Raw genomic sequence first — 21,339 nt, forward strand, 5'->3', positions numbered from 1 at the left:
ATAACCTTGCGTCGATACGGCATGGCACTGTCCCGCTGGCACAAGCCCTTGGGCGCCGTCCTGACCCTGATACTGGGTTGCCTGGGACTGTTCGCCTTGCACAAGCTGCTGGGTGAGATCAGTTTTCGCGAGGCCAGGGCCGCATTCCATGGCATTCCGGCCTGGCGCCTCGGTACGGCCATCGGCCTGACTGCCCTGAGCTATCTTTTCCTGACGCTCTACGATGTCACTGCGCTGCGGATCGTGGGGCGGCGCGTTCCTTACCGGACGGCGGGACTTGCCTCCTTCACCAGTTATGCGCTCAGCCACAATCTCGGGCTGGGTCTGCTCACCGGCGGGACCGCGCGGTACCGCATTTATTCTTCCGGCGGGGTGGGCGGCGCCGATGTCGCGCGGATCATCGGGCTTGCCGGGATGACGTTCTGGCTGGGGCTCGTCGTGATGACGGGTCTGGCCCTTGCGGCGAACCCCGATGCCCCTGAACTGGGAGGGCTACCGCTTCCGGGCTTCCTCGTGCGCGGGCTTGGTTTTGCGGTCCTTGCAGCCGTTGCGGCGGCGCTTTTTGCCGTAAGGCATTCGGGCCGGGTCATCAGTGTGGCCGGATGGACCATGCCGATGCCTTCGGCGCGTCAGGCGCTTGGCCAGATCGTCGTTGCCTGCTGCGACATGGCCGCCGCGAGCGCCGCGCTTTTCGTGCTGGTGCCGGGCATTGGGCTATCTCTCTTTCCGGTCCTGTTCCTGGCCTATGTGCTGGCCGTCGTCATCGCGCTTATCAGCCATGTTCCGGGGGGCATCGGCGTTTTCGAAGCGGTGATCCTTGCCCTCTTGCCCCAGGTCGAAAGGCCCGAACTGCTTGGCGCCTTGATAGCCTACCGCGTCATTTATTACCTGCTGCCCCTTGTCCTTGCTGCTGCGGTTCTGGCCATTCAGGAGCACCGCCAGTGGCGCGGGTCCGTCGGATCGATCCTGGGGCATTCGCAGGTCGTGGCGACCAGCCTTTCGCCGATCCTCCTGTCGATGCTCACTTTCGGCGGCGGCGCCATGCTGCTTGTGTCGGGGGCGTTGCCGGGGCTGCACGATCGCCTCCAGATCCTGCGCCGGGTACTTCCCCTGCCATTCACCGAGGCATCGCACATCGCCGCCAGTCTCTCGGGCACCGCATTGTTGCTGTTGGCGCCGGGGCTATATCAAAGACAGGACGGCGCCTTTCACCTGGCCAGGATAATTCTTCTCGCCGGCGCCGCTTTCAGTCTTCTGAAGGGCCTGGACTACGAGGAGGCGACAGTCTTGCTGGTGATTGCCGGGCTGCTGCAGTGGACCCGGGCCGCGTTCTATCGGCGCAGTTCGCTGACCAGCGCCAGCCTCTCACGCGACTGGCTCGTCGCCGTTGCTCTCGCCCTCGGCCTTTCGTTCTGGATCGGGCTATTTGCCTACAAGCATGTCGCTTATCAAAGCGAACTGTGGTGGGATTTTGCATGGAGAGGTAATGCGCCGCGTTTCCTTCGCGCCAGTTTTGCGTCTTCGGTCCTGCTGACGGCCGCTGCGCTGCACTGGCTGTTCAGAACCCGCGAGGTCGTGGACGAGGCTTCCTTGCGCGCCTTGCCTGAAGCGACCGAACCCATGGCGCTGTCGGACCGCACATACGCGGCGCTCGCTTATTGCGGTGACAAGCGGTTTCTCGTCTCGTCCGAGGGCGATGCATTCGTCATGTACCAGGTGCAGGGACAAAGCTGGATCGTGATGGGCGACCCGGTCGGTAACCGGGATAGTTGGTCCGACCTGCTCTGGCGCCTGCGGGACCTGTGCGACCGGTCCCAGGGGCGCCTGCTGCTCTATCAGTTGAGCGACCGGGCCTTGCCTCTCGCCATCGATCTGGGCCTGCAACTGATCAAGTACGGCGAAGACGCGAGGGTCGACCTCGACCGTTTCAGCCTCGATGTATCCGAGGCCAGGAGCCTGCGTTACTCCGAACGCAGGGCAAGGCGCGAAGGCGCGATTTTCGAAATCGTTCCCGCAGCGCAAGTCCCGTCGATCCTGGGGGATCTGGAAATCGTCTCGAAAGCGTGGCTGCGCGCCAAGGGCCAAGCCGAAAAGGCGTTCAGCATCGGGGCCTTTGACCGGCAATACATGTCCAAATTCGATTGCGCCGTCGTGCGGCAGGAAGGGCGCATCGTGGCCTTCGCCAATATCTGGAAGACAGACGACCGCGGGGAACTCTCCGTCGATCTGATGCGTCATGCAGATGAGATGCCCTATGGGACCATGGACTTCCTGTTCATCCACCTCATGCTGTGGGGCCGTCAAAACGGTTATCGCTGGTTCAACCTCGGCCTTGCACCCTTGTCGGGGATAGAGGCGGGGCGGCTGGCGCCCGTATGGGCACGGTTGGGCCATCTCCTTTATAAGCATGGCGAGGCCCAATACGGATTTGAAGGTTTGCGCGCTTACAAGGAAAAGTTCCTGCCGTGCTGGGATTCAAGCTATATCGCGGGGCCTCCCGGTATCGGTCTGGTCCGCGCCTTGTTCGATCTGCAAAAGCTCGTGGGAGGCGGGCGTGACAGTGCTGCCCGCAAGGCTAGGCTGTCGCTTGTGGCCTGAGCTCCGAATGAGCCAGCAATGGCCACGCCAAGGGCAGCTGATCGTCTGGCGGAACGGCCGAACTCCGGTATTCCGGCCAGACACCGGTCGGACCGGCCCCGCGGGCGCCTGCGACTGGACGCAACGGATAGTGAAACGTTTATAAGCGGGAAACAGCCGATCGAGGAGCCGATTTGCAGGGCATTCGGTGTCGCCGAGCTGAGATTTCCATGGTTTGGCCGCTAACCCAGTTTCTCCCGAGTCATGGCCTTGGGCTATAGGCCTCGCAATTCTTCGTAGACAACTGCTCTCTTCCACCTGCTATCGGTTGCCATCCTTATAGCAAAACCACTGAGGGGCAGGGTCGCAGATGATTCGTGGATGGTTCAGGATTGCGCTGTGGAAGCGCGTCCTTGCAGCATTGGTATTGGGCATAGCTGCGGGCGTGCTGCTGGGTGAGCAGGCGCAGTCGATCAAATGGATCGGCGATCTGTTCATTCGCGCTATCAAGATGCTGGTCGTCCCGCTCATCTTCTTCTCGCTGGTATCGGGAATCACCGCGGTCGGCGATGTCGGTCGGCTCGGTAAAGTGGGTGGTCGTGCCCTGGCCCTGTTCATGCTGACGGCTTTCATAGCCGTGTCACTCGGCATGGGACTGGCAGCGCTTGTCCAGCCGGGAGCAGGGCTCACCATCACATTACCGACCGGGAGCGCGGTGCCGCCTCCTCCGGACCAATCGTTGGTCGCGATGATCATCGGCCTGGTCCCGGAAAACCCGATCATGGCGATGGCGCAGGGCGCGATCTTGCCGGTCATTATCTTCGCCGTCCTTTTCGGCGTAGCGATTTTGGCGTCGGGTGAGGAAGGCGCACCGCTGGCACGCGCGATGAACGCGGGTTCGACGGTGATGCAGAACATGACGATCTACGTGATGGAACTGACGCCTTTTGGCGTCTTCGCGCTGATCGCCTGGGTGGCCGGGACTTTCGGTTTCGACGCGCTTATTCCGTTGAGCAAGCTGGTTGCGCTCAACTATGTTGGCTGCGCCATCATCCTGGGCATCGTCTACCCGCTGATCCTGCGGCTTATTGCGCGCCTGCCGATCATCGATTTCTATCGCGGCGTGGTCGATGCGCAGGCGGTGGCCTTCTCCACCGCCTCCTCCAATGCGGCGCTACCGGTGACCCTGCGCTGCGTCGAGCGAAACCTGGGCGTGTCCAACTCGATTGCCAGCTTCACGGTGGCCCTTGGCGCCACGATCAACATGAATGGCACGGCCATGTACCTGGGTGTCATCGCGCTGTTCGGTGCGCAGGCCTATGGCATCGAACTGAACTGGTTTTCCTACGTTCTCATCGCCCTGACATCCACCCTGGGCGCAATTGGCGCTGCGGGCGTTCCGGGTTCGGGGTTGGTGATGATGAGCCTCGTCCTGTCCTCGATCGGGGTGCCGCTGGAAACCATCGCCTTCGTCGCCGGGATCAACCACCTGCTCGACATGGCCCGCACGATGACCAATGTCACCGGTGACGCGACGGTCGCGGTGGCCGTGGGCCGGATGGCAGGCGAGATCGACGTCGAGGAATATATTTCGGCTGACGACGTTTGAGCCTCGCGGCCTGTCAGGGCCGACAAGCTGCATGAGAAAAGGGGCGCCGCGCGTATAGCGCTGCGCCCCTTTTCCGCTTCTGCCCGGCTGGGGGGAATGTGGGGTCAGGCCAGGCAGGCTACCGCCTCGATCTCGACGTCCCCGGCAACGAGGCCGGAGATCACCGTCGAGCGGGCAGGATAGGGCTGTGCGAAAACTTCGCGATAGACTTCGTTGAAACCAGCCATGTGAGCCGCGTCGGTGAGCCAGGCGGTTACTTTGGTCACTTGGTCGAGACGCGCGCCGGCTTCGGAAAGAACCGCCTCGAGGTTGGCCAGAGCCTGGCGCGTCTGCACGCGGATGTCTCCGGGAACAATGGCGCCGTCCGCACCGCGCGGAAGCTGCCCGGAGGTGAAGACGAGATCCCCGGCGCGGCGGAAACGACTGAGCGGGGGAGAGGACTTGGTGGTCATGATTTGGGCCTTTCGCGCCTATACGGTTTCGAAGTGAGGGGTCCTGGCCCGGGCGGCATTGACCAGCGCGGCGACCCGCTCGGCCGAACCCGCAGCGAAAGTCCACCCCAGCATGCCGTGCCCGATATTGAGGAAAAGACCCGGCGCGGCCTGCCGGATGATCGGGCGGGAGTCAGGCGTCATCGGACGCAGGCCCGCCCAACCCTCGCCGATCGCTTCGTAGTCGGCGGCCAGCGGCATGGACTGCCTTGCGCCTTCCACCAGCGCGCTCAACCGTGCCGGTTCCACGCGCAGATCGCGGTTGTCGAGTTCAGCGAGCCCGGCAATGCGCATCGAGGAACCCAGGCGACAGAAGACGATCTTGCGTCCGGTGTCGGTGAGGCTGACCGAAGGAGCATTGCTTCCCGGCGGTACGGTAAAGCTGTAGCCCTTCATCGGCCGTATCGGGGCACGAATGCCCAGCCTGCCGAGAAAACGCGGTGCATCGGCGCCGAGGCAGACCACGGCGCTGCGGCCTGCCAGGCTGCGCCCCTGGTTATCGTGGACCAGCATCCGATCGCCGCACCGCTCCAGCTTCGCTATCGAGAAATTGAAATGGTCGCGGACGGCATATTGCTTGCGCAAAACTTCGAGCAGGCCAAGGCAGAAGCGATGGGGGTCGCCCACCTCTTCCGAAGGTGTCCAAAGCGCACCGTCGAAGCCTTGCGTATCGATAAGCGCCGGTTCGACATCGATGGCCTCTTGTCGCGTCAGGATGAACTGCTCGGCGCCAGCGACCTGCTTCATGACAGCGACGCGTTTTGCCCTCTCCAGAGCTTCGGCATCGCGAAAGATATGCAGTTTGCCCGTCGTGGCGTGGGCAAAATCGAAGGCATGTCGCGCTTGCAAATCCGCCATCGCGGCCCGGGATTCCAGGCCGAGTTGCAGCGCGGCCAGAGTGTTGGCCGAAAAACGGGCATCGCTGCAATTGCGCAGGAAAGAGAGGCCCCAACGCAGAAAGGCGGGATCGGCCGAAAGCCTGACTCGAAAGGCGGGGTCCAGACCTGCGATCATGGCGGGGATCTTGCGCAGCAGCGAAGGCTGTGCCAGCGCGTCGGTATAGGCGTAACTGAGCTGCGCCCCGTTCGCGAACGAAGTGCCCTGCGCAGGGCCAGAAGCCGCATCGACCAGAGCGACCGAAAGGCCTCGGCGCGCCAGCGCATAGGCGGTACACATGCCGACTACACCCGCGCCGAGGACAAGTGCATCGACCTCCGGGGCACCTGACCCCGGAGGCAACGGTCGCGCCTCGCCCTTCGCTGGTTGCGAATGTTTCATCGTATTCCTCTTGTACTACGGTTTGCGTCCGCCCGAACCTTCAAGGCGCCTGGAAACGAGTCAGGCAGGCGGGCGGCGTGTGCCTGAATTCAGGAGGGGCAGGTGCCCGGCGGCGGCCGATGACGGATTGCCTGCCCCGGAGCGAGGCCCGTCAACTTGCCATCGAGGATCGCCGCCTGCCCGTTCACGAACAGATCGCGCACGCCTTCTGAAAGTTCGCGCGGCGCGGTGTATGTCGCCACCGGGCGATAGCCTTCCGGATCGAACACCACCACGTCGGCCTTGTAGCCCGGCTTCAGGTGCCCCCTGTCAGCAAGGCCGAACATGTCCGCGGTGCGCCCGGTACTGCTGTTGATGAAGGTGGCGAGGTCGATCACCTTGTCCTGCTTAACATACTTGGCGTACTTGCGGGGAAAGTTCGCATACATGCGCGGATGGCCTTCCGATCCGTCCGAACTGGTGACCACCCAGGGGCGGCGCATGAAGGCGGCAATGTCCTTCTCGGCCATGTTGAACGATACGAGTTTGCCGCTGCGATCACCGTTGCGGATGATGCGCAAGGCGGCCGCGATGGGGTCGACTTTCCACCTCGCGGCGATCTCGTCGAGCCGCATCGAGGTCCATTCGTGGCCGGGATCGGTCAGAAGCAGCGCATGGGGTCCGCCACGCCGCCGCATGTTTTCCGTCATCGCCGCTTCGATCTTCCCGCGCGTGGCCGGATCGTCAATGCGCCCGAGCAGCGCGGATCGCCCTCCATCCTGCGCCCAGCCGGGGAGCAGTGCAGCCTGGAGGCTGGTGCCCGAGGCGTCCCAGGGGTACTGGTCCGCAGTGACGTCCTGGCCTGCGGCGCGAGCCTTTTCGATCTGCTCGATGATCTCGCCGGACTTGCCCTGAACGTCGACGCCCAGAACCTTGATATGTGCAAAATGGACCGGAAGTCCGGCTTCGCGGCCGATGGTGAGCGCTTCGTTCACCGATGCAGCGACGCCAATCGTGTAAGTCGCTTCGTCGCGCTGGTGAGTGTCGTAGACGCCGCCGCGCCGCGCTGCCTCGCGGGCAAGAGCCGTGACCTCCGCGGTCCTGGCGAAGCTTTGCGGCGCGTAAAACAGGCCGGTGGAGAGCCCCAATGCGCCTTCGCACATGCCTTGTGCGACCAGATCCTTCATCGCCTGCAATTCCGCCTCGTTCGGCGAGCGCGCAGCGTTACCCAGGACAGCGCGGCGGACCGGCCCGAAGCCGACATAAGTCGCGACGTTCGTGGCGAAAGTGCGGGCCTCCATGTCATCCAGAAATGCCGCGACCTCGGGCGTTCCTCCGCCGTCCACCCCAGAGAAGATCGTCGTCACACCCTGCATCAGCCAAGGCAGGTTCAGCCGCCCCTCGCCATCCTCGCTGTCAAGGAAGCGTTGGGCGTGGGTATGCGGATCGATGAAGCCCGGGGCGACGATCATTCCCTTGGCATCCACAATCCGTGCGCCTGCGGCAGGTTTGCGGCTGGGGCCTACGTAGACGATCTGCTCGCGCGCGATGACGACGTCGCCGACGATCGGGGTCTCGGAAGTACCATCGTAGATCGTCCCGCCCCGGATGACGGTCGTTTCTTCAGGGGCGTCATGCGACAGGGCAGGGGCAGGAACGCCCGCTGCCGCGAGTATCGCCAGCGCGCAAAGAGTTGACTTGTTCGCGATCATGGGACTTCCAATCCGGTGCGGCGGGTAAGGGGGATCCGGCCCGACTGGCCGCGGCTTACGCTGATTTTGTCAGGACTTGTGCCGGGCCACAGGCTCATGGCTCCTGCATGGAATGCGCCATCTTCGCCGGGCTCGAAGCGGACCGTGCGGGGCGCCGCAACTAGTGGAGACGTAATCCGGGCGAGCAGAGCAGAGCCCTCTCTTACGAGCGTGTAATCGCTATCAAGCTCTTTGGAATGGAAACGACCCGAGGGATAGGTCCTGGGGTAGCCGGGCGGACTGGTTCCGGCCGCAGCCATGACCTCATCCAGCTTCTCGGCGGCCTTCCAGTCGCCCCGGTTGCACAGGACCGCGAAGGCCGCGTGCCGCTCGGGCAGGCGCACGTAGGCGTGCTTGAACGCTTCGGCCGATCCCCCGTGGCGCACGATGCTTTCCCCGCCGAGCCGGCCCATATGCAGGCCGCCGCCATAGGCGAGGCCCTTGCCGTCGTCGATCGGCGTGCCATCGGCGAGCCTGCCCGGTGTCAGCATGATCTTCGCGACCGCCTCGGTCCAGACCCGGTGGCGGTGTTCGATATCCCGTTCGTAGCGGGCGAGGTCTTCCAGCGACAGCATCAGTCCGCCCGATCCGCTGAAACGCGGGAAAGTGTCGCGCGCGGCGAAGGCGTCGCCTTCAGGCACATAGCCATGGGCGAAAGTGCCGGGCCGGGGACTGCCGTCGTCAAGGAAATAGGCGTGCTTCATGCCCATCGGATCGAACAGCACCTGGCGGGCATATTGCGCGAAGGGCTGACCAGAAACGCGCGCGACGATTTCCGCGAGCAGCAGGTAGCCGCCGTTTGAGTAGCTGTACTGCGTTCCCGGGACAAAGGCCGTATCTGTCTGCCTGAATAGCAGGTCCAACGTCTGCTCCTTCGAGGCTCGGCCGACATCGGCCATTCCGGCCAGGCGCAGCAGTCCCAGGGAATCGCGGATGCCTGAAGTGTGGTGCATGAGCATCTCTACCGTCACTGGCCGCGCATACGCGGGCAATTCTGGAAGGTAGCTACGTACGTTGTCTTCGAGGCCAAGCTTGCCTTGCGCGATCAACGTTGCCGCCGCGAGTGCGGTAAACTGCTTGGAAAGCGAAGCGCCGTAGAACAGCGTTGTGGTGTCGAGTGGACGCTGCGAAGCCAGATCGGCAAATCCCGATGCGGCAGATTGGCGCAGATTGCCGTTCTGAAAGACACCTGCCACGCAGCCGGGGGCGACACTGTGATCGGGATCGACAAGGGTAGCGCGTATCGCGGCTTCGCGCGATTGCGCGCAGGCCATGCCTGGCATGGATGCCAGCATCAGCGCAAGTCCGCCTGCAAGCAGATGGCTTGGGGAGCGACAGATTCTGGCAAGGGCACTCAAGCTGCGATCTCTTCCGCTGGTTTGTGCGACTGGGCATGGCGACCACGGGAAGATGGATCTGCCGGGCTGCCGCGAAGGAAGATCAGGTTTGTGGCCGATGCGCAGGCAAGACAATGAGCAGTTCTTTGCGAGGGCATAACCTTAGTCTATGAGGGTCGGCCTGCCAGGGTCGCTTCATGGTGACCTGCCGCGTCCTCGATGACTTCCCGAACCGTCTCTATGAAACGGTCGATCAGTTCACCTGCCGCTGCGCTTTCCAGGGCGACCGCGCCGATCGGCGCAGATACGTCGGGGGCGAGGCGGTAGCAGGACAGGTCGGGCGCGGCCATGGCCGCCGCGGTGAAGGCATCGGCAACCGTCACGCCCACACCCTGGCGCACCAGGGCGAGCGCGGTGTAATAGGTGTGCGAGGTCACAATCTCGCGCGGGGCGATGCCAAGCCGCGTCAGTTCATTGACGAACACGTCCGCAAGTGGGCCGCTGTCCCTCAGGCCTACGAAATCCAGTCCGTCGAGCACCTCGATCGGGACGGCACGGCTTTCGTCTCCAAAGGCTGCGCGCGGTGAAACCAGCACGAGGCCCGCGCTTCCCAGCGCCGTCTGGCGCATGTGGACCTGCCGGGAAATACGATAGCCGATGGCAACGTCGCATTCGCGTTCGTAAAGGAACCTCTCCACTTCGCGGCTGTGCAGGGTCGTGATCTCGAATGTCACGTCAGGATTGCGCTCGCGAAAAAGGGCGATCGCGCGCGGGGCGATGGCAAGACCGATCGAGGGAAGCACGGCAACCCGCAAATGACCGCCCTTGCGATTGCCGATGTTCTTGGCCGTGCGCGTCAGGCGGCCGAGTCGGGTGTAGACTTCCGAAACCTCGGCGAACAGTTCGTGTGCCGGTTCGGTGGCAATCAATCGACCCTTGGTGCGCTGGAACAGTTCATATCCGAGCTGGTCCTCGGCATGGCGAAGAACCTTGCTGACCGAAGGTTGCGAGACATTGAGCGCGCGCGCCGCCTCGCTGATCGATCCGTGCTCGTAAACGGCGTGGAATACCTCGATGTGTCGTAAGCGCATGTCCCGCTCCGATTTTATGTGACCGCCTTGATCATAGCCCAAGGTTATGTCCTGCGGAACTACCGGAATTGGACGCACGGAAACGAATCCCGGATCAACATTGCAGATTTGTTTCAGGCCCCGATCCCGGCGGTCTGGCGAAAACCACCATCAGGGGGACATCGACAATGACGGCGTGCACGCGATTGAATTACCTCAAGGCCTCTTTCCTGCTCACAACCTGCTTTGCAGGCGTACCGGCCACGCAAGCGCAGACTGTCGCCCCGGACGAGCAGCCGGTCAGCGAGATTGTCGTGGTTGGCTCGCAGATCAAGAATTCGAAGGTCGCGGGCGAATTGCCGGTCTCCGTGGTCAGCAGCGAGGACATCGGCGCGATCGCACCGACTTCGGCCTCCGACCTGCTTCAGGCGCTTCCCGCCAACGGGACAATGGATTTCAACGGCACCGACACCGTGGGGAACGGTGTCCATTCCGCGCGCGGCGACGTCGCTTCGGTCAACCTGCGCAGCATTGGTTCGGGCAATACCCTGGTCCTGCTCAACGGCCGCCGGCTCGTGCAGCACCCGGGTACCCAGACCGAGGATTCGGTTCCCGTCTCCACCGTCAACATGAACGCGCTGCCGATCAGCGGGATCGAGCGGATGGAAGTCCTGCATGACGGCGCCTCGGCGATCTACGGCTCCGATGCCGTGGCCGGCGTGATCAACACCGTGCTGGACGACAAGTTCGAAGGCCTGCGCGCGACAGGCGAGATGGGCTTTGCCGAGAACACCGACAAGATGAAGTTCAGCGGTGATCTGCAGGGAGGCTGGACGTTCAACGAGGGCCGCACGCACGTTTCGCTCTCGCTGAGCTACTACCAGTCGTCGAAAGTCTGGGCGCGGGAACTCGACTATTCGGGCGCCAGCGACCGGCGTCCCTTCGTCGAGGACACCGACTTCGCGGGCGATACCAGCTTCGACAACCGTTCGAGCAGTACGCCGTGGGGCCAGTTCACTGCCTCGCAGGCGATCTCCGGTCTCACCAGTTCGGGCGGCGTCTTCCACATCCAGCCGGACATGGTATCGGGCTGCCGCACCGGCCTTGGCAGTGGCCTGTGCATCGATGACGGCAGTCTCGATCGCGACTTGCGCTACAATATCAACCAGTCCCGCACGATGTCTCCCAGCATCAAGCGCGGCAACGCCTTTGCCTTCATCACTCATGATTTCGGCGATTTCGAATTCTATTCGGAACTTGGCTATTACCGCGCGCGGACAGAGGAATATCGCGGGGAATCCTCGATCCTCAGTTCGGCCCAGTTCACCATTTCCAAGGATGCCTATTGGAACCCGCTCGGCGCGCTGGGCAATCCCAACCGGATCAGCGGCTTTGCCATTCCCGACGAAGGCCTGGATCTCACGCTTACCAATTACCGCGTCGTTGATGCGGGCTTGCGACACATTCAGGTCGACAACGAATCCTATCGCCTGCTGGGCGGGTTCCGCGGCTCGCTGGGCAATTGGGACTGGGATACCGCAGCGCTCTATTCCGAAGCCACGACGAAGGACATCACCTTCGACCGCGTCAGCAACACGCTATTCAGCGAGGCCCTGAACCGCACCGACTCCAGCGCCTACAATCCCTTCAACGGCGGCAGCCTGGCCGATCCCAACTGGGGCGATGCCACGGCCAACCCGCAGGCGACGATCGACAGCTTTCTGGTCGACGTGGCACGGTTCGGCAAGACGACGCTCGCCCTGGCGGATTTCAAGGTGTCGAACGGCAGCCTCCTCTCGCTGCCCGCGGGCGATGTCGGTATTGCGCTGGGCGGTGAATGGCGCCGGACCAGCTATCGTGAGGACTACGACGACCGGCTTGACGGGACGACCAACTACATCGATGCTGTGACCGGCGACCTGGTCAATGCCTCGGACATCATGGGATCGAGTGTTGCGTCCGATTCCCGCGGTTCGCGCAATGTCTTCTCGGCCTTCTCCGAACTCGCCGTTCCATTGGTCAGCCGTGACATGGAAGTGCCGCTGGTGCGCGCGCTCAACCTGCAGCTGGCTGGACGTTTCGAACACTATTCCGACGTCGGCAGTGTTTTCCGGCCCAAGTTCGCAGCGTCCTGGTATCCGGTGGACCAGCTCCAGCTTCGCGTTTCCTATGCCGAAGGTTTCCGCGCGCCGAACCTCGAGCAACTCAACACGGAAGTGACCACTCGCGTCAGCACGGTCATCGACTACTATCGCTGCCAGGCAAGCGTGAACAAGGGCGACGTCGCCAGCCTCGGTGCCTGCTCGGGCAATGACCGCGTCGAGGAACGCCGCTTCGGCAACAGGCAACTCAAGCCTGAGAAGAACGCGAGCTATTCTGTCGGTGCGGTCTTCACGCCCACGCGAGAGCTGACCTTCACCGTGGATTACTGGCACATCAAGCAGCGCAATCTGGTCGGCATTTTCGGTGCAGAGAACATCGCTGCGCTCGACTATGTCTCGCGGCTCCAGGGCGGATCGGGCGTGAGCGGCGTGCTGCGCGCCGATCCGACGGCGGACGATATTGCCTTCTACCAGGGAAGCGGTCTCGATCCGATCGGCGAGATGGTGCAGATCGACGACATCTTCACCAATCTCGACACGCGGACCAGCGCCGGGATCGATTTCGGCCTGTACTACCAGCCGCCGGAAACCCCGCTGGGCAGCTTCAACTTCAAGTTCAACGCCTCTTATCTCGAAAAGGCCTACCAGGGTCTGTCTGATCAGGCAGCGCTCATCCGCTCGACCCTTGGCGATGCCGTTCCACTCGAAGCGGTCGGCGATCTGATCGAGAAGGACGGGCGTCCCAAGTGGCAGGCATCGGGAACGATCACCTGGAAAAGCGGTGGCTGGGGCGCGGGTCTTTTCGGCCGTTATGTGAGTTCCTACTACGACACAGGCGTCGTGCAGGATGATACCGGTGAATACTGGAAGGTGGACGACTGGTTCACGATGAACCTCTACCTCCAGCATACCTTCTTGGATGGCCCGATGGAGGGAACCCGCGTCCGCTTCGGCGTCCGCAACCTGCTCGATTCCAAGCCGCCCTTCCTCGATGCGACTTATGGCTACGATGCAAGTCTGGCGAGCGCGGAAGGCCGGTTCTTCTACACTTCGGTGCAGACTCGCTTCTGATCGCACTAGGTCAGTACCGAAAGACACGACGATCCCGTCCTTATGGGCGGGATCGTTTCATCTTGACCCTGCCAAAAGCCTTCTGCGCAGGCGAGCGACGGTATTGGCAAGCGACGTGAAAACCCACGGTTACGGCCCGGAGGCGCCAACGATCCGGGCCATCGCGCAATGTTTGGCGCCGCCGCGCGTGTTGAAGCCTGATGGCGCAGCGACCTTCTTGCCACGCATTCCGGGCGGGTCGAAGTAGGTGGGCAATCACTGCGGAATCACTTCGGGTCCGGCTTAGCCGGAAATTGTGTAGCCGCCATCGACGGCAAGGGTCTGGCCGGTGATCCAGCTGGCCGCCGGGCTGGCGAGGAAGGCGATGGCCTGCGCGATGTCGCCGGCTTCTCCCAGTCGGCCCAGCGGGGTGCGGGCGAGTGTGGGGGCAGTCCATGCCTCCTGCGCGAATGTGTCGGCGGTCATGCGGCTGCGGGTCAGGCCGGCAGCCACCGCGTTGGCGCGCACGCCGCGCGGCCCCCAGTGCGCCGCCATCGTGCGCGTCAAGCCGACAAGACCGGTCTTGGCCGCGCCATAGCCGGGCACCACCGGTATGCCGAAGAAGCTGCTCATCGAGGCGATGGCGATTACCGATCCGCCGCCGGGGATCACGCTTTGTGCGAGAAGATCCACTGTACGCTGCGCCATGCGGAACGCGCCGTTGAGCAGCATGGCCACGGCGCGGTTGAATACATCGGGTTCCCATTCGTCCAGCCCTAGCGAGGGCAGGGCGATGCCGGCATTGTTGACAAGCACGTCGAGCCGGGGGAGCGATGCGGCCACCGCGTCGATGTTCGTCTTGTCCTCGATGTCGAGTTGCAGATAGCGGTAGCCGGATAGGTCGGTGTCGTAGTCGCCGGGGCCGCCGCGCGTTCCGGTGATCGTCACTTCCGCCCCGGCATCGCGCAGCAGTGCGGCGCAGGCGGCGCCGATGCCACTGGTGCCCCCGGTGATGAGTACGTGCGCGCCGGAGAAGTCGTGTCGCGGTCCCATCAGATTGCCTCCACGTCGATCCAGCGGCGCTCCGCGTCCGAACGTTGCGCAGCATCGAGAATGGCCTGGTTGGCGGCGGCATCGCGGAAATCGCCCGCAGGATCGGGCAGCGGCGGATCGCGCCCCTCGAGCCGTGCCTTCACTTGCGCGAACAGCTTGGCATAAGGCGCGACGTCGAAACCCTGACTGTGCCAGCGGTCCATTTCGGTCTGCACCAGTTCGTCGATGGGGAACGGTTCGGGCGGGGCATTGACGAGTTCGTCGGGCATCGACACCTGGCGTGCACCTTGCGCATCCTGGAGCCAGACCTGCTCAGGTTCGCCAAACGCGGCGCCCGACTGGATCCACGCGGTGCCGGCGGTGCCGGCAACCTTGGTGGACATGACGAAGGGGCCGGGAAAGGCCAGTGCCGCCTCGATCAGACCCATGCAGCCCGAAGCAGTTTGAAACTGGATCGTGTAGTAATCGTCCGAGGTCTGAGTGGGGCGGCCGGGAGAGAGCTTGCGCAGCACCGCGCTGACGCGCGCGATCTCGCCTACCGTTCCGCGTGCCTGGTCGATCATGTGCGTGCCGAACGCGCCCAAGAAGCCGCCACCCTGGGTGGCATCGAGCCACCACTCGGCCAGGGGCTCGTCAGGATCGCCGCCGGGCTGCTGATAGATGCGATGGAACATCAGCGGCTGCCCGATGGTGCCCGATTGTACCACGCGGCGCAGCAGGGCCTGCGCGCTATCGAAGCGGAATTCCGCGCCGAGCGCGTGGATCACGCCCGCCTGTTCGGCAGCGGCGAGCATCTCGCGCGCCTGCGCCAGATCCCGCGCGAAAGGCTTTTCGCAGACGACCGCACGGCCCGCGGCGATGGCCTGCATCACCGGTGTGAAGTGCGCCAGGGGCGGCGTGGCGACAGTGACGAGGCGGATTGCCGGGTCATCGGCCAGCACGCGACGCAGGTCGTTGGCGGCCAGCGGAATGTCCAGCGGCGCGGCGCGGGTGCGGGTCTTTTCAAGATCGCGGCCAATGATAGCGCGCACTTCGAGCCCCGCGTCTCGCAAGGCGCGTACGTGGGTGAACAAGCCAAATCCCGTGCCGACGACGGCGGCGCCGAACTTGTCAGTGGTCATGCAATTCCTCTTGCCTTGGCGAGAACGCTGCGCGCGGCATTGGCCCAGTCGCGCGCCACTTGCGCGCAAGACTGGTTGTTCTGGCGGATGTTGAAAACTTCCACGCCCATCGGCGCTGAGGAGCCGATGGCATCTAGCGTGCGGACCAGTCCGGCGAGGTCCAGAGCGCCTTCGCCCGGAAGCAGGCGTGCAGTCATCAGTTCGGTCCACAAGTCGCCCTGCGGCAACACGGGGGCATCGCACAACTGCACGGTGTGGATTCGATCGCTGGGGATCTTGGCCAGCTGGTCAAGTGTCGAGCCGCTGCGGAAGAAGTGCCATGCATCGATGGTCAGGCCGCCGTTGGCGCGGCCCGCCGCCTCGACTATGGCCCATGCTTCCGACAGAGTGCGGATGCCGCCCACGGGCAGGAATTCGATCTGCACAGGCAGGTCATGCTCCGCCGCATGATCGCACAATTCGGCAAAGCTCTGAGCCGCTTCGTCGAGCGGGGCAGGGGTATTGGACAAGTCCACGGCGACAAGCGAGGCGGCGCCGATACGGGCGGCGGTGGCGACGACCTTGTCCGGAGTCAGCCCGCGCAGAAACTGCGCAAGCGGGTCGCTGTCACCCTGCGTGCGCTGGCGTGGCATCCAGCAGGCGGTGCAGTCCAGTTCAGCCACCTTGAGACCGGCATCGGCAATGCGCGCAGCAATTTCAGGCGCGGCCATGCCGGCCTCTTCCAGTGTCCAGATATCGCCCGGCATCAGCGACAGTGCAGTGAACCCCGCCGCCGCGACCGGGGCGAGGCGATCGAGCAGCGGCACGTCCGGCAAGGCCGGGGAACAGAACACGAGATCTGTGATCGTTTTCATGGCGCAATCAATCGACGAACTGGCCGGTGGCGACAGCCTCGGCGGGCTCGAGTGCGGCAAGCCCCCTGTCCGCGAGGGCGGTGAGCGGTACGCGCCACAGACGTACCTGGGCGGTCGCCTGCGTCTGCACGAAGCGCAGGCCCCAGATGCCGCGTTCGTGGCCATAGCTGTTAATCCAGTTGCCGCCGACGCCGGGATCGGCTTCGGCAATCACGACGCGCACGGTGCCATCGGGTTCGACCAAGTGCCGCGTGTTGTTGATCCAGCCGTTGCCGTCCTCGAAGGTATCGAGGTTTTCCTGCCAGATGTTACACAACTGGAAGTTCCAGTATTCGCAGGGCGGCGGGGTGAATTCCAGCACCAGCGCCTCGTCCGTGCGTTTTTCCCAGCCGCCGAATGCGACGTGCCGGTCGGGTACGCCGCCGTTGGAAAGGTATTGCGCGCGGCTGTAGTCGAGCCGGTTGAGCCGCGCGGCAAAGTTGCCCTGCGCGCCCTGCCACCAGTTGCGTACCAGTTCGGCATATCCGAGCACCGCTTGCCCGGTCCACGCCAGTCCATCGGCGATCAGGGCGGGCGTGACTGGTTCAGGCGCGGCATGGTCGATGCGCTCGATGGTTATCGCGGGGGCCACTTCGCGGGCGCGGTTGCTCCACACCAGACGTATCATGATGCAGTTCGTTTCAGGGGTTAGGCGCAGCCAGTTGTGACCGTCGCCCGGATCGTTCTGCGACAGAATCAGTTCGAAGGTGCCGTCGGGCTCGATGTGCAGTTGCTGGCTGGCGAGAAATCCGGTGGTCTTGAGGTTGGAGGGATCGAACCGCTTGAGCCCCTCGATCCCTTGCGCGGCCCAGTCCACCGCCCCTGGCGCTGCGGGTGCGGGGCAGGTCAGCACTGCCATCACGAAATAAGGGATCGTGCCGCGCGTGCCGGTGATACGGTAATCGCGCGCCATGTCGAATTGGCACATGAGGTGGTCCTGATCCACCGTCTGCACGTTGATCGATTGCCGCCACACCATGTCGCGCAGGCGCGGGCGGGTGGGTTCGGCGTTCTCGATCAGCCGCTCCATGCTCGACCGCGTGAGCCGGGTCATGAAGCGATACCATTCGGCGCGGTCTAGGTCGGACAGCGGCCCGTCGAACGCGGCGATATGGCGGCCCGCCAGCTTCAGCGTGTCGCAAAAATCGTCCCACGCCTGCCCGGAAACGAGCCTCGCGCGAGCCTTTTCGGATGCGGCCATGATCAGTTCTCCTGTCGGACCGGAAAGCGGTCGTAGTAAAAGGCGAAGCGCTGGCGCAGCGCAGCCTCGTCCATGCCGAACACGCCTTCGAGATCGTAGTGAACCTTTCCGTGGGCATGGCGCGGGTTCTCGGAGAGGTAGCTCGTCAGCCGCGCCTCGGTTTCGGCCGGCAGGTCCAGGCCGGCCAGTGCATAGATGCGGCGAGCCATGCCCTGCTGGTCGGCCATGTAGTCGTGGAACGGAACGTCCAGCGACTGGGCCGGTCCCCAGCTTTTGCGCTGTGCCACACAGGCACGCAGGAGGCGTTCGATGCGGTCTGCCCACAGCCGCGCCAGCGCGGGAGGATCGATGCTTTCGCGCCGGATGCGGTCGGAGTAGCCGAGCATGGTTGTCAGCGAGCGCAGCACGTTCACCGGATCGCGGTGGGTGATGACCATCGTGGCGTCGGGAAACACCGCCCTGATGGCGGACAGGTTTTCCATGTGTTGCGGCGATTTCAGCAGCCAGCGGCGACGACCGGGCTGGCCGGGCTGCCCCCCGCGATGCCAGGCGATGACCTGAAGTACTTTCTTTTCATAGGCATAGGATTCGGTGCGGTCGTGCGCGAGGTAGTGGTCGATCCAGCGGGGTAACCTGGCCTGGAATTCCCAGTTGTAGCAGTTGAGGTCCATGAACATCAGTTCGTTGTCCTCGTGGATGTCGTTGGCGGCCATTTCATGCATGGCCGACATGTGCGGAAGCATCGCGCCAAAGGCCGCCCACACCCCGGCCGAGCGCAGGATGCGTGGGTCGGTTTCGCCCGGCGCGACCGGGGCGGCGGGCACCGGCTCTTCCGCTTCCCATAGCGTCAGCGAATTGAGCCGGTCATCGCGCGACAGCCAGTTGACGAGGTGAGTGGTGCCCGATCGCGGCAGCCCGGCGATGAAGATCGGCCTTTCGACAGGCACGTCGGTAATTTCGGGATGACGCCTGACGAGATCCTCGATCCGCAGCCGGTTGGCCATTACGCGAATTGCCTGAGCGACAATGCTGAGCCTGCCGCCACGACTGAGGCCATGGTCCTCGTAAAGCGATTGCAGGAAGACTGTCAGCCGTTCGCGAAAGCCGGTGTCCGCGCCGAAATCAGTGAGGCCGGTCTGCGCCATGGCGAGGTCCAGAATCGCGGCAGCGGTGGGAAAATCGGGCAGGTCGTCCGGGCCCTGGCGCGCGGCGACGAGCGCGGGGGTGAGTACCGGATCGGCCATGTCGTCTATGCGGATCATGGCGGGCAAAGGAGTCATGCAGCCTCCGGAAAGGTGAGCACTACCTTGGCCGCGCGGGCAGCGTCGGCGGCAGTGGCAAGGGCTTCGTGAAAGCCGGCGAAATCGATGCGATGGCTGATCAGCGGGGATAGCTCCTGCCGTGCTTGCGCCAGCATCGCTACGGCTTCGCCGAATTCGGCCGCGCGGGCATCTGCGATAGAACCGGACAGGGTGATCTCGTTGGCCATCAGGCGCCACAGATCGAGCGGTAGCGGTTTGTGATGTAGCGCGATCACGCTTACGCGGGCGCGGTATTTTGCCACCGCCAGCGCTTCGGCGAGTGCCGGCGCGGAGCCGGCGCAATCGACGAAGATGTCGGTATCGACATAGCGGCTGCCGAAGCGTTTGCCGCCGCCATGGAAACGTGCAAGCGCATCGGTCAGGGATTCGACACGCACGTTGATCGCAAGCCCTGCGCCTAGCGCGAGTGCGCGGTCGAGCCGTTCGTCCACGCGGTCGAAGATAGCCACGTCGCGCAGGCCCAGATGGGTCAACATGACCAGCGCGCACAGGCCGATCGGCCCTGCGCCCAGAATTGCTACCTTGTCCGGCGCTTTCACCCGCGCCACGCGCAACCCGTGCAACGCGACTGAGAGCGGCTCGGCCAGCGCGGCTTCGTCAAAGGGCAGGTGGTCGGGCAGGGGGAACAGCGTTTCGCCCAGTTCAGCGCCCGATACGCGGACATAGGGCGCCATCGCGCCGTCTGGTCCGCCGCCACCGATGAACGCGCGATCCGGGTTGACCGCCACGCGCAGACCGGGCGCAATCCCGGTCACGCCGGGGCCGACCGTTACCACTGTTCCGGCAAATTCATGACCGAGCGGCAGCGGCGCGGTCAGCGGCTCTCCGCCGCCCAGCCCGCCTTGCGCGATATAGCCAAGATCGCTGCCGCAAACGCCGCAGGCGGCGATGCGAACCAATACCTCGCCGGGGCTGCAGGTAGGCACGGGCACCGTATCGAGCCGTACGTCACCCGGTCCGTGCACGCGGGCCAAGGACATCGTTGGGGGAAGCATGGGCAAACTCTCCATCTGCCGACATTCTGACTCGCCGGTCTCTTGCTATGGTATACTGTCGAGTATATTTAGCAATCACCATTTACGCCGCGCGCCGAACGCGGCAGAGAAAGCGGATGAACGCGCCACAAGACCATCTGAGTGGAGAGGCTAAGGTCCCGGCAGGAGGCCGGCGCGGCCGGCCCTCGGCCGAGACCACCCGGCGCCGCATGGCTTATCTGTTGGACGTGGCCCGCGGCATGTTCGTCCGGCAGGGCTATCGCGCCACGACCATGGACGAAGTGGCCGCGGCCGCCGGCGTGACCAAGCGCACGCTCTACGCTTGGCACGCCGACAAGCAGGCGCTGTTCCAAGCCTGCGTTATTGCCGGGGCTGAGAGGTTTCCCAAGCTGGCTCCGGATGCGGGCGGTGATCTGCGCTCGGGGCTGGAGCGCTATGTCTTCGACCTGCATGACGAACTGTCGCGCGCCGACAGTTATGGCATGGGCCTTCTGGCGGCGGGCGAAGCCCGCGAATTTCCCGAAATGCGCGAAGCGATCCTGCGCGGACACCTCGATTACATGATCGAGCCGCTCGCCGTCTTCCTGCGCGGCCACGGGCTGGAAGAGGACGGTGCACTGGAACGCACGATGCTGTTCGTGGCCATGGCGCTGTCGCCGCTGCACAATGCCATGCTGGTCGGCCTGCCGCTGCCTACGCCCGGGCAGGTGCGCGACCATGCGCGACGCTGTGTCGGCATCTTTCTGGGCGATCCGGCATCCTGCCGCGCCTCCGCCTAGATGGAAAGCGCGTGGCCAACCAGCAGCACTGCCGTCAAAACTTACACCACATGTCGGGGGCGTGATCGAAGCAAGCTCGCCTACCTGAACCGGCCATGGTAACAGCGAACAGAAACTCTCCAGGACAGGACACCGCCATCACCGAAGAATGCGATCAGTCACTGGGTAGGCCGCAGCGGCGATTGCTGCGCAGGATCTACAACGGCCGCACGGTCCCCATCATCGTCGATGGCCAGTCGTTTCTGACTTACAAGCAGGCAAGCCGCTACCTTCTGTCATTGCTGCCGGACGCACGAGAGAAGGCTTATGTGGAAATGAAAGACAGCGCGGGCGGCGGGTAAATATCCAGCCGCTACGCGCGCCCACCTACAAGGTGCGATGGAAGGTTTGGGCGTCGCCGGTCACTGATCGCTTGGTTGGGATGTCAAACCGGCGGAGATTGTTTCTGCGGCCGCGCCGGCTTCTGAGGCGAGGTCGCGCAATGCCTTTGCGGTATCCCGAAGCAGACCGTCGCTGATGGGGCGTTCCCCATTGATGAACCGCCGGATGGCTCGCTCATCGATCCTGAGCCGCCGCGAAAAAGCCGTCGTGCCACCAAACAGTTGGACACAGTAGGCGAAATGATCCTGTCGATCTTGCATCTGGGGGATCATAGCTCGTCTTGCGGTAGAGGCAATGCGGGCTTCTCGGCCAGCGACTTCGCAACCGCTCTCCGGTGACCCGGCACCTGC

At 63.9% G+C, this 21,339-nt stretch carries 17 protein-coding genes; 5 read left to right on the forward strand and 12 right to left on the reverse strand.

What is annotated here, in order from left to right:
• Positions 1–21 precede the first annotated feature (21 nt).
• Both mprF and J3474_RS09195 read left to right on the forward strand, forming a co-directional pair.
• On the forward strand, positions 22–2,598 hold the full coding sequence (gene mprF / locus J3474_RS09190; RefSeq protein WP_207093888.1) for a bifunctional lysylphosphatidylglycerol flippase/synthetase MprF: 2,577 nt from the start codon (positions 22–24) through the stop codon (positions 2,596–2,598).
• A 406-nt stretch (positions 2,599–3,004) separates the two neighbouring features.
• Entirely contained in the window at positions 3,005–4,186 is a 1,182-nt protein-coding gene (locus tag J3474_RS09195; protein WP_308632803.1) for a dicarboxylate/amino acid:cation symporter, read from the forward strand.
• A gap of 104 nt (positions 4,187–4,290) precedes the next feature.
• Here the strand turns inward: J3474_RS09195 and J3474_RS09200 are convergent, their stop codons facing one another.
• From J3474_RS09200 to J3474_RS09220, 5 genes are all read right to left on the reverse strand, one after another.
• Positions 4,291–4,638, reverse strand: a complete 348-nt coding sequence (locus tag J3474_RS09200) for a RidA family protein (protein WP_013836402.1) — start codon at positions 4,636–4,638, stop codon at positions 4,291–4,293.
• A gap of 18 nt (positions 4,639–4,656) precedes the next feature.
• On the reverse strand, positions 4,657–5,955 hold the full coding sequence (locus J3474_RS09205; RefSeq protein WP_256437834.1) for an FAD-dependent oxidoreductase: 1,299 nt from the start codon (positions 5,953–5,955) through the stop codon (positions 4,657–4,659).
• 89 nt (positions 5,956–6,044) lie between these two features.
• Positions 6,045–7,646, reverse strand: coding sequence for an amidohydrolase family protein (locus J3474_RS09210; RefSeq protein ID WP_207093891.1), 1,602 nt, complete (start codon positions 7,644–7,646; stop codon positions 6,045–6,047).
• Positions 7,643–8,980, reverse strand: coding sequence for a serine hydrolase (locus tag J3474_RS09215; protein WP_242528304.1), 1,338 nt, complete (start codon positions 8,978–8,980; stop codon positions 7,643–7,645). The genes J3474_RS09210 and J3474_RS09215 overlap by 4 nt, the downstream gene beginning before the upstream one ends.
• Before the next feature lie 209 nt (positions 8,981–9,189).
• Positions 9,190–10,113: a LysR family transcriptional regulator gene (locus tag J3474_RS09220; RefSeq protein WP_207093892.1), complete on the reverse strand. Its 924-nt coding sequence runs from the start codon at positions 10,111–10,113 to the stop codon at positions 9,190–9,192.
• A gap of 167 nt (positions 10,114–10,280) precedes the next feature.
• Here J3474_RS09220 and J3474_RS09225 point away from each other — a divergent pair, with 167 nt between their 5' ends.
• Positions 10,281–13,265 carry a TonB-dependent receptor domain-containing protein gene (locus J3474_RS09225; protein ID WP_207093893.1) on the forward strand — a complete coding sequence of 995 codons (2,985 nt, stop codon included), beginning with the start codon at positions 10,281–10,283 and terminating at the stop codon, positions 13,263–13,265.
• A gap of 282 nt (positions 13,266–13,547) precedes the next feature.
• Here the strand turns inward: J3474_RS09225 and J3474_RS09230 are convergent, their stop codons facing one another.
• From J3474_RS09230 to J3474_RS09255, 6 genes are read right to left on the reverse strand one after another with little or no spacing between them, the layout of a single operon-like run.
• Complete coding sequence (locus tag J3474_RS09230; protein WP_207093894.1) at positions 13,548–14,297, reverse strand: SDR family NAD(P)-dependent oxidoreductase; 750 nt, start codon at positions 14,295–14,297, stop codon at positions 13,548–13,550.
• Complete coding sequence (locus tag J3474_RS09235; protein WP_207093895.1) at positions 14,297–15,418, reverse strand: Gfo/Idh/MocA family protein; 1,122 nt, start codon at positions 15,416–15,418, stop codon at positions 14,297–14,299. Before J3474_RS09235 ends, J3474_RS09230 begins: the two co-directional genes overlap by 1 nt.
• Positions 15,415–16,272, reverse strand: coding sequence for a sugar phosphate isomerase/epimerase (locus J3474_RS09240; protein ID WP_207093896.1), 858 nt, complete (start codon positions 16,270–16,272; stop codon positions 15,415–15,417). The genes J3474_RS09235 and J3474_RS09240 overlap by 4 nt, the downstream gene beginning before the upstream one ends.
• A 7-nt stretch (positions 16,273–16,279) precedes the next feature.
• The gene (locus J3474_RS09245; RefSeq protein ID WP_207093897.1) at positions 16,280–17,512 is read right to left on the reverse strand and encodes a DUF1214 domain-containing protein; all 1,233 of its coding nucleotides are present in this window, start codon (positions 17,510–17,512) and stop codon (positions 16,280–16,282) included.
• A gap of 2 nt (positions 17,513–17,514) precedes the next feature.
• Positions 17,515–18,792 (reverse strand): sulfotransferase, encoded by a 1,278-nt coding sequence (locus J3474_RS09250; protein ID WP_207093898.1) that lies wholly within the window; start codon positions 18,790–18,792, stop codon positions 17,515–17,517.
• A complete protein-coding gene (locus tag J3474_RS09255; RefSeq protein WP_242528305.1) occupies positions 18,789–19,829 on the reverse strand; it encodes a zinc-binding dehydrogenase in 1,041 nt (346 codons plus the stop codon). Before J3474_RS09255 ends, J3474_RS09250 begins: the two co-directional genes overlap by 4 nt.
• 116 nt (positions 19,830–19,945) lie before the next feature.
• Here J3474_RS09255 and J3474_RS09260 point away from each other — a divergent pair, with 116 nt between their 5' ends.
• Both J3474_RS09260 and J3474_RS09265 read left to right on the forward strand, forming a co-directional pair.
• A complete protein-coding gene (locus tag J3474_RS09260; protein WP_207093899.1) occupies positions 19,946–20,608 on the forward strand; it encodes a TetR/AcrR family transcriptional regulator in 663 nt (220 codons plus the stop codon).
• Positions 20,609–20,703: 95 nt separating this feature from the next.
• Entirely contained in the window at positions 20,704–20,949 is a 246-nt protein-coding gene (locus tag J3474_RS09265; protein WP_013836389.1) for a hypothetical protein, read from the forward strand.
• A 60-nt stretch (positions 20,950–21,009) separates the two neighbouring features.
• Here J3474_RS09265 and J3474_RS09270 read toward each other — a convergent pair whose 3' ends face one another.
• Entirely contained in the window at positions 21,010–21,249 is a 240-nt protein-coding gene (locus J3474_RS09270; RefSeq protein WP_232512304.1) for a hypothetical protein, read from the reverse strand.
• Positions 21,250–21,339 lie beyond the last annotated feature (90 nt).

This window comes from Novosphingobium sp. PY1, assembly GCF_017312445.1.
Taxonomy (GTDB): domain Bacteria; phylum Pseudomonadota; class Alphaproteobacteria; order Sphingomonadales; family Sphingomonadaceae; genus Novosphingobium.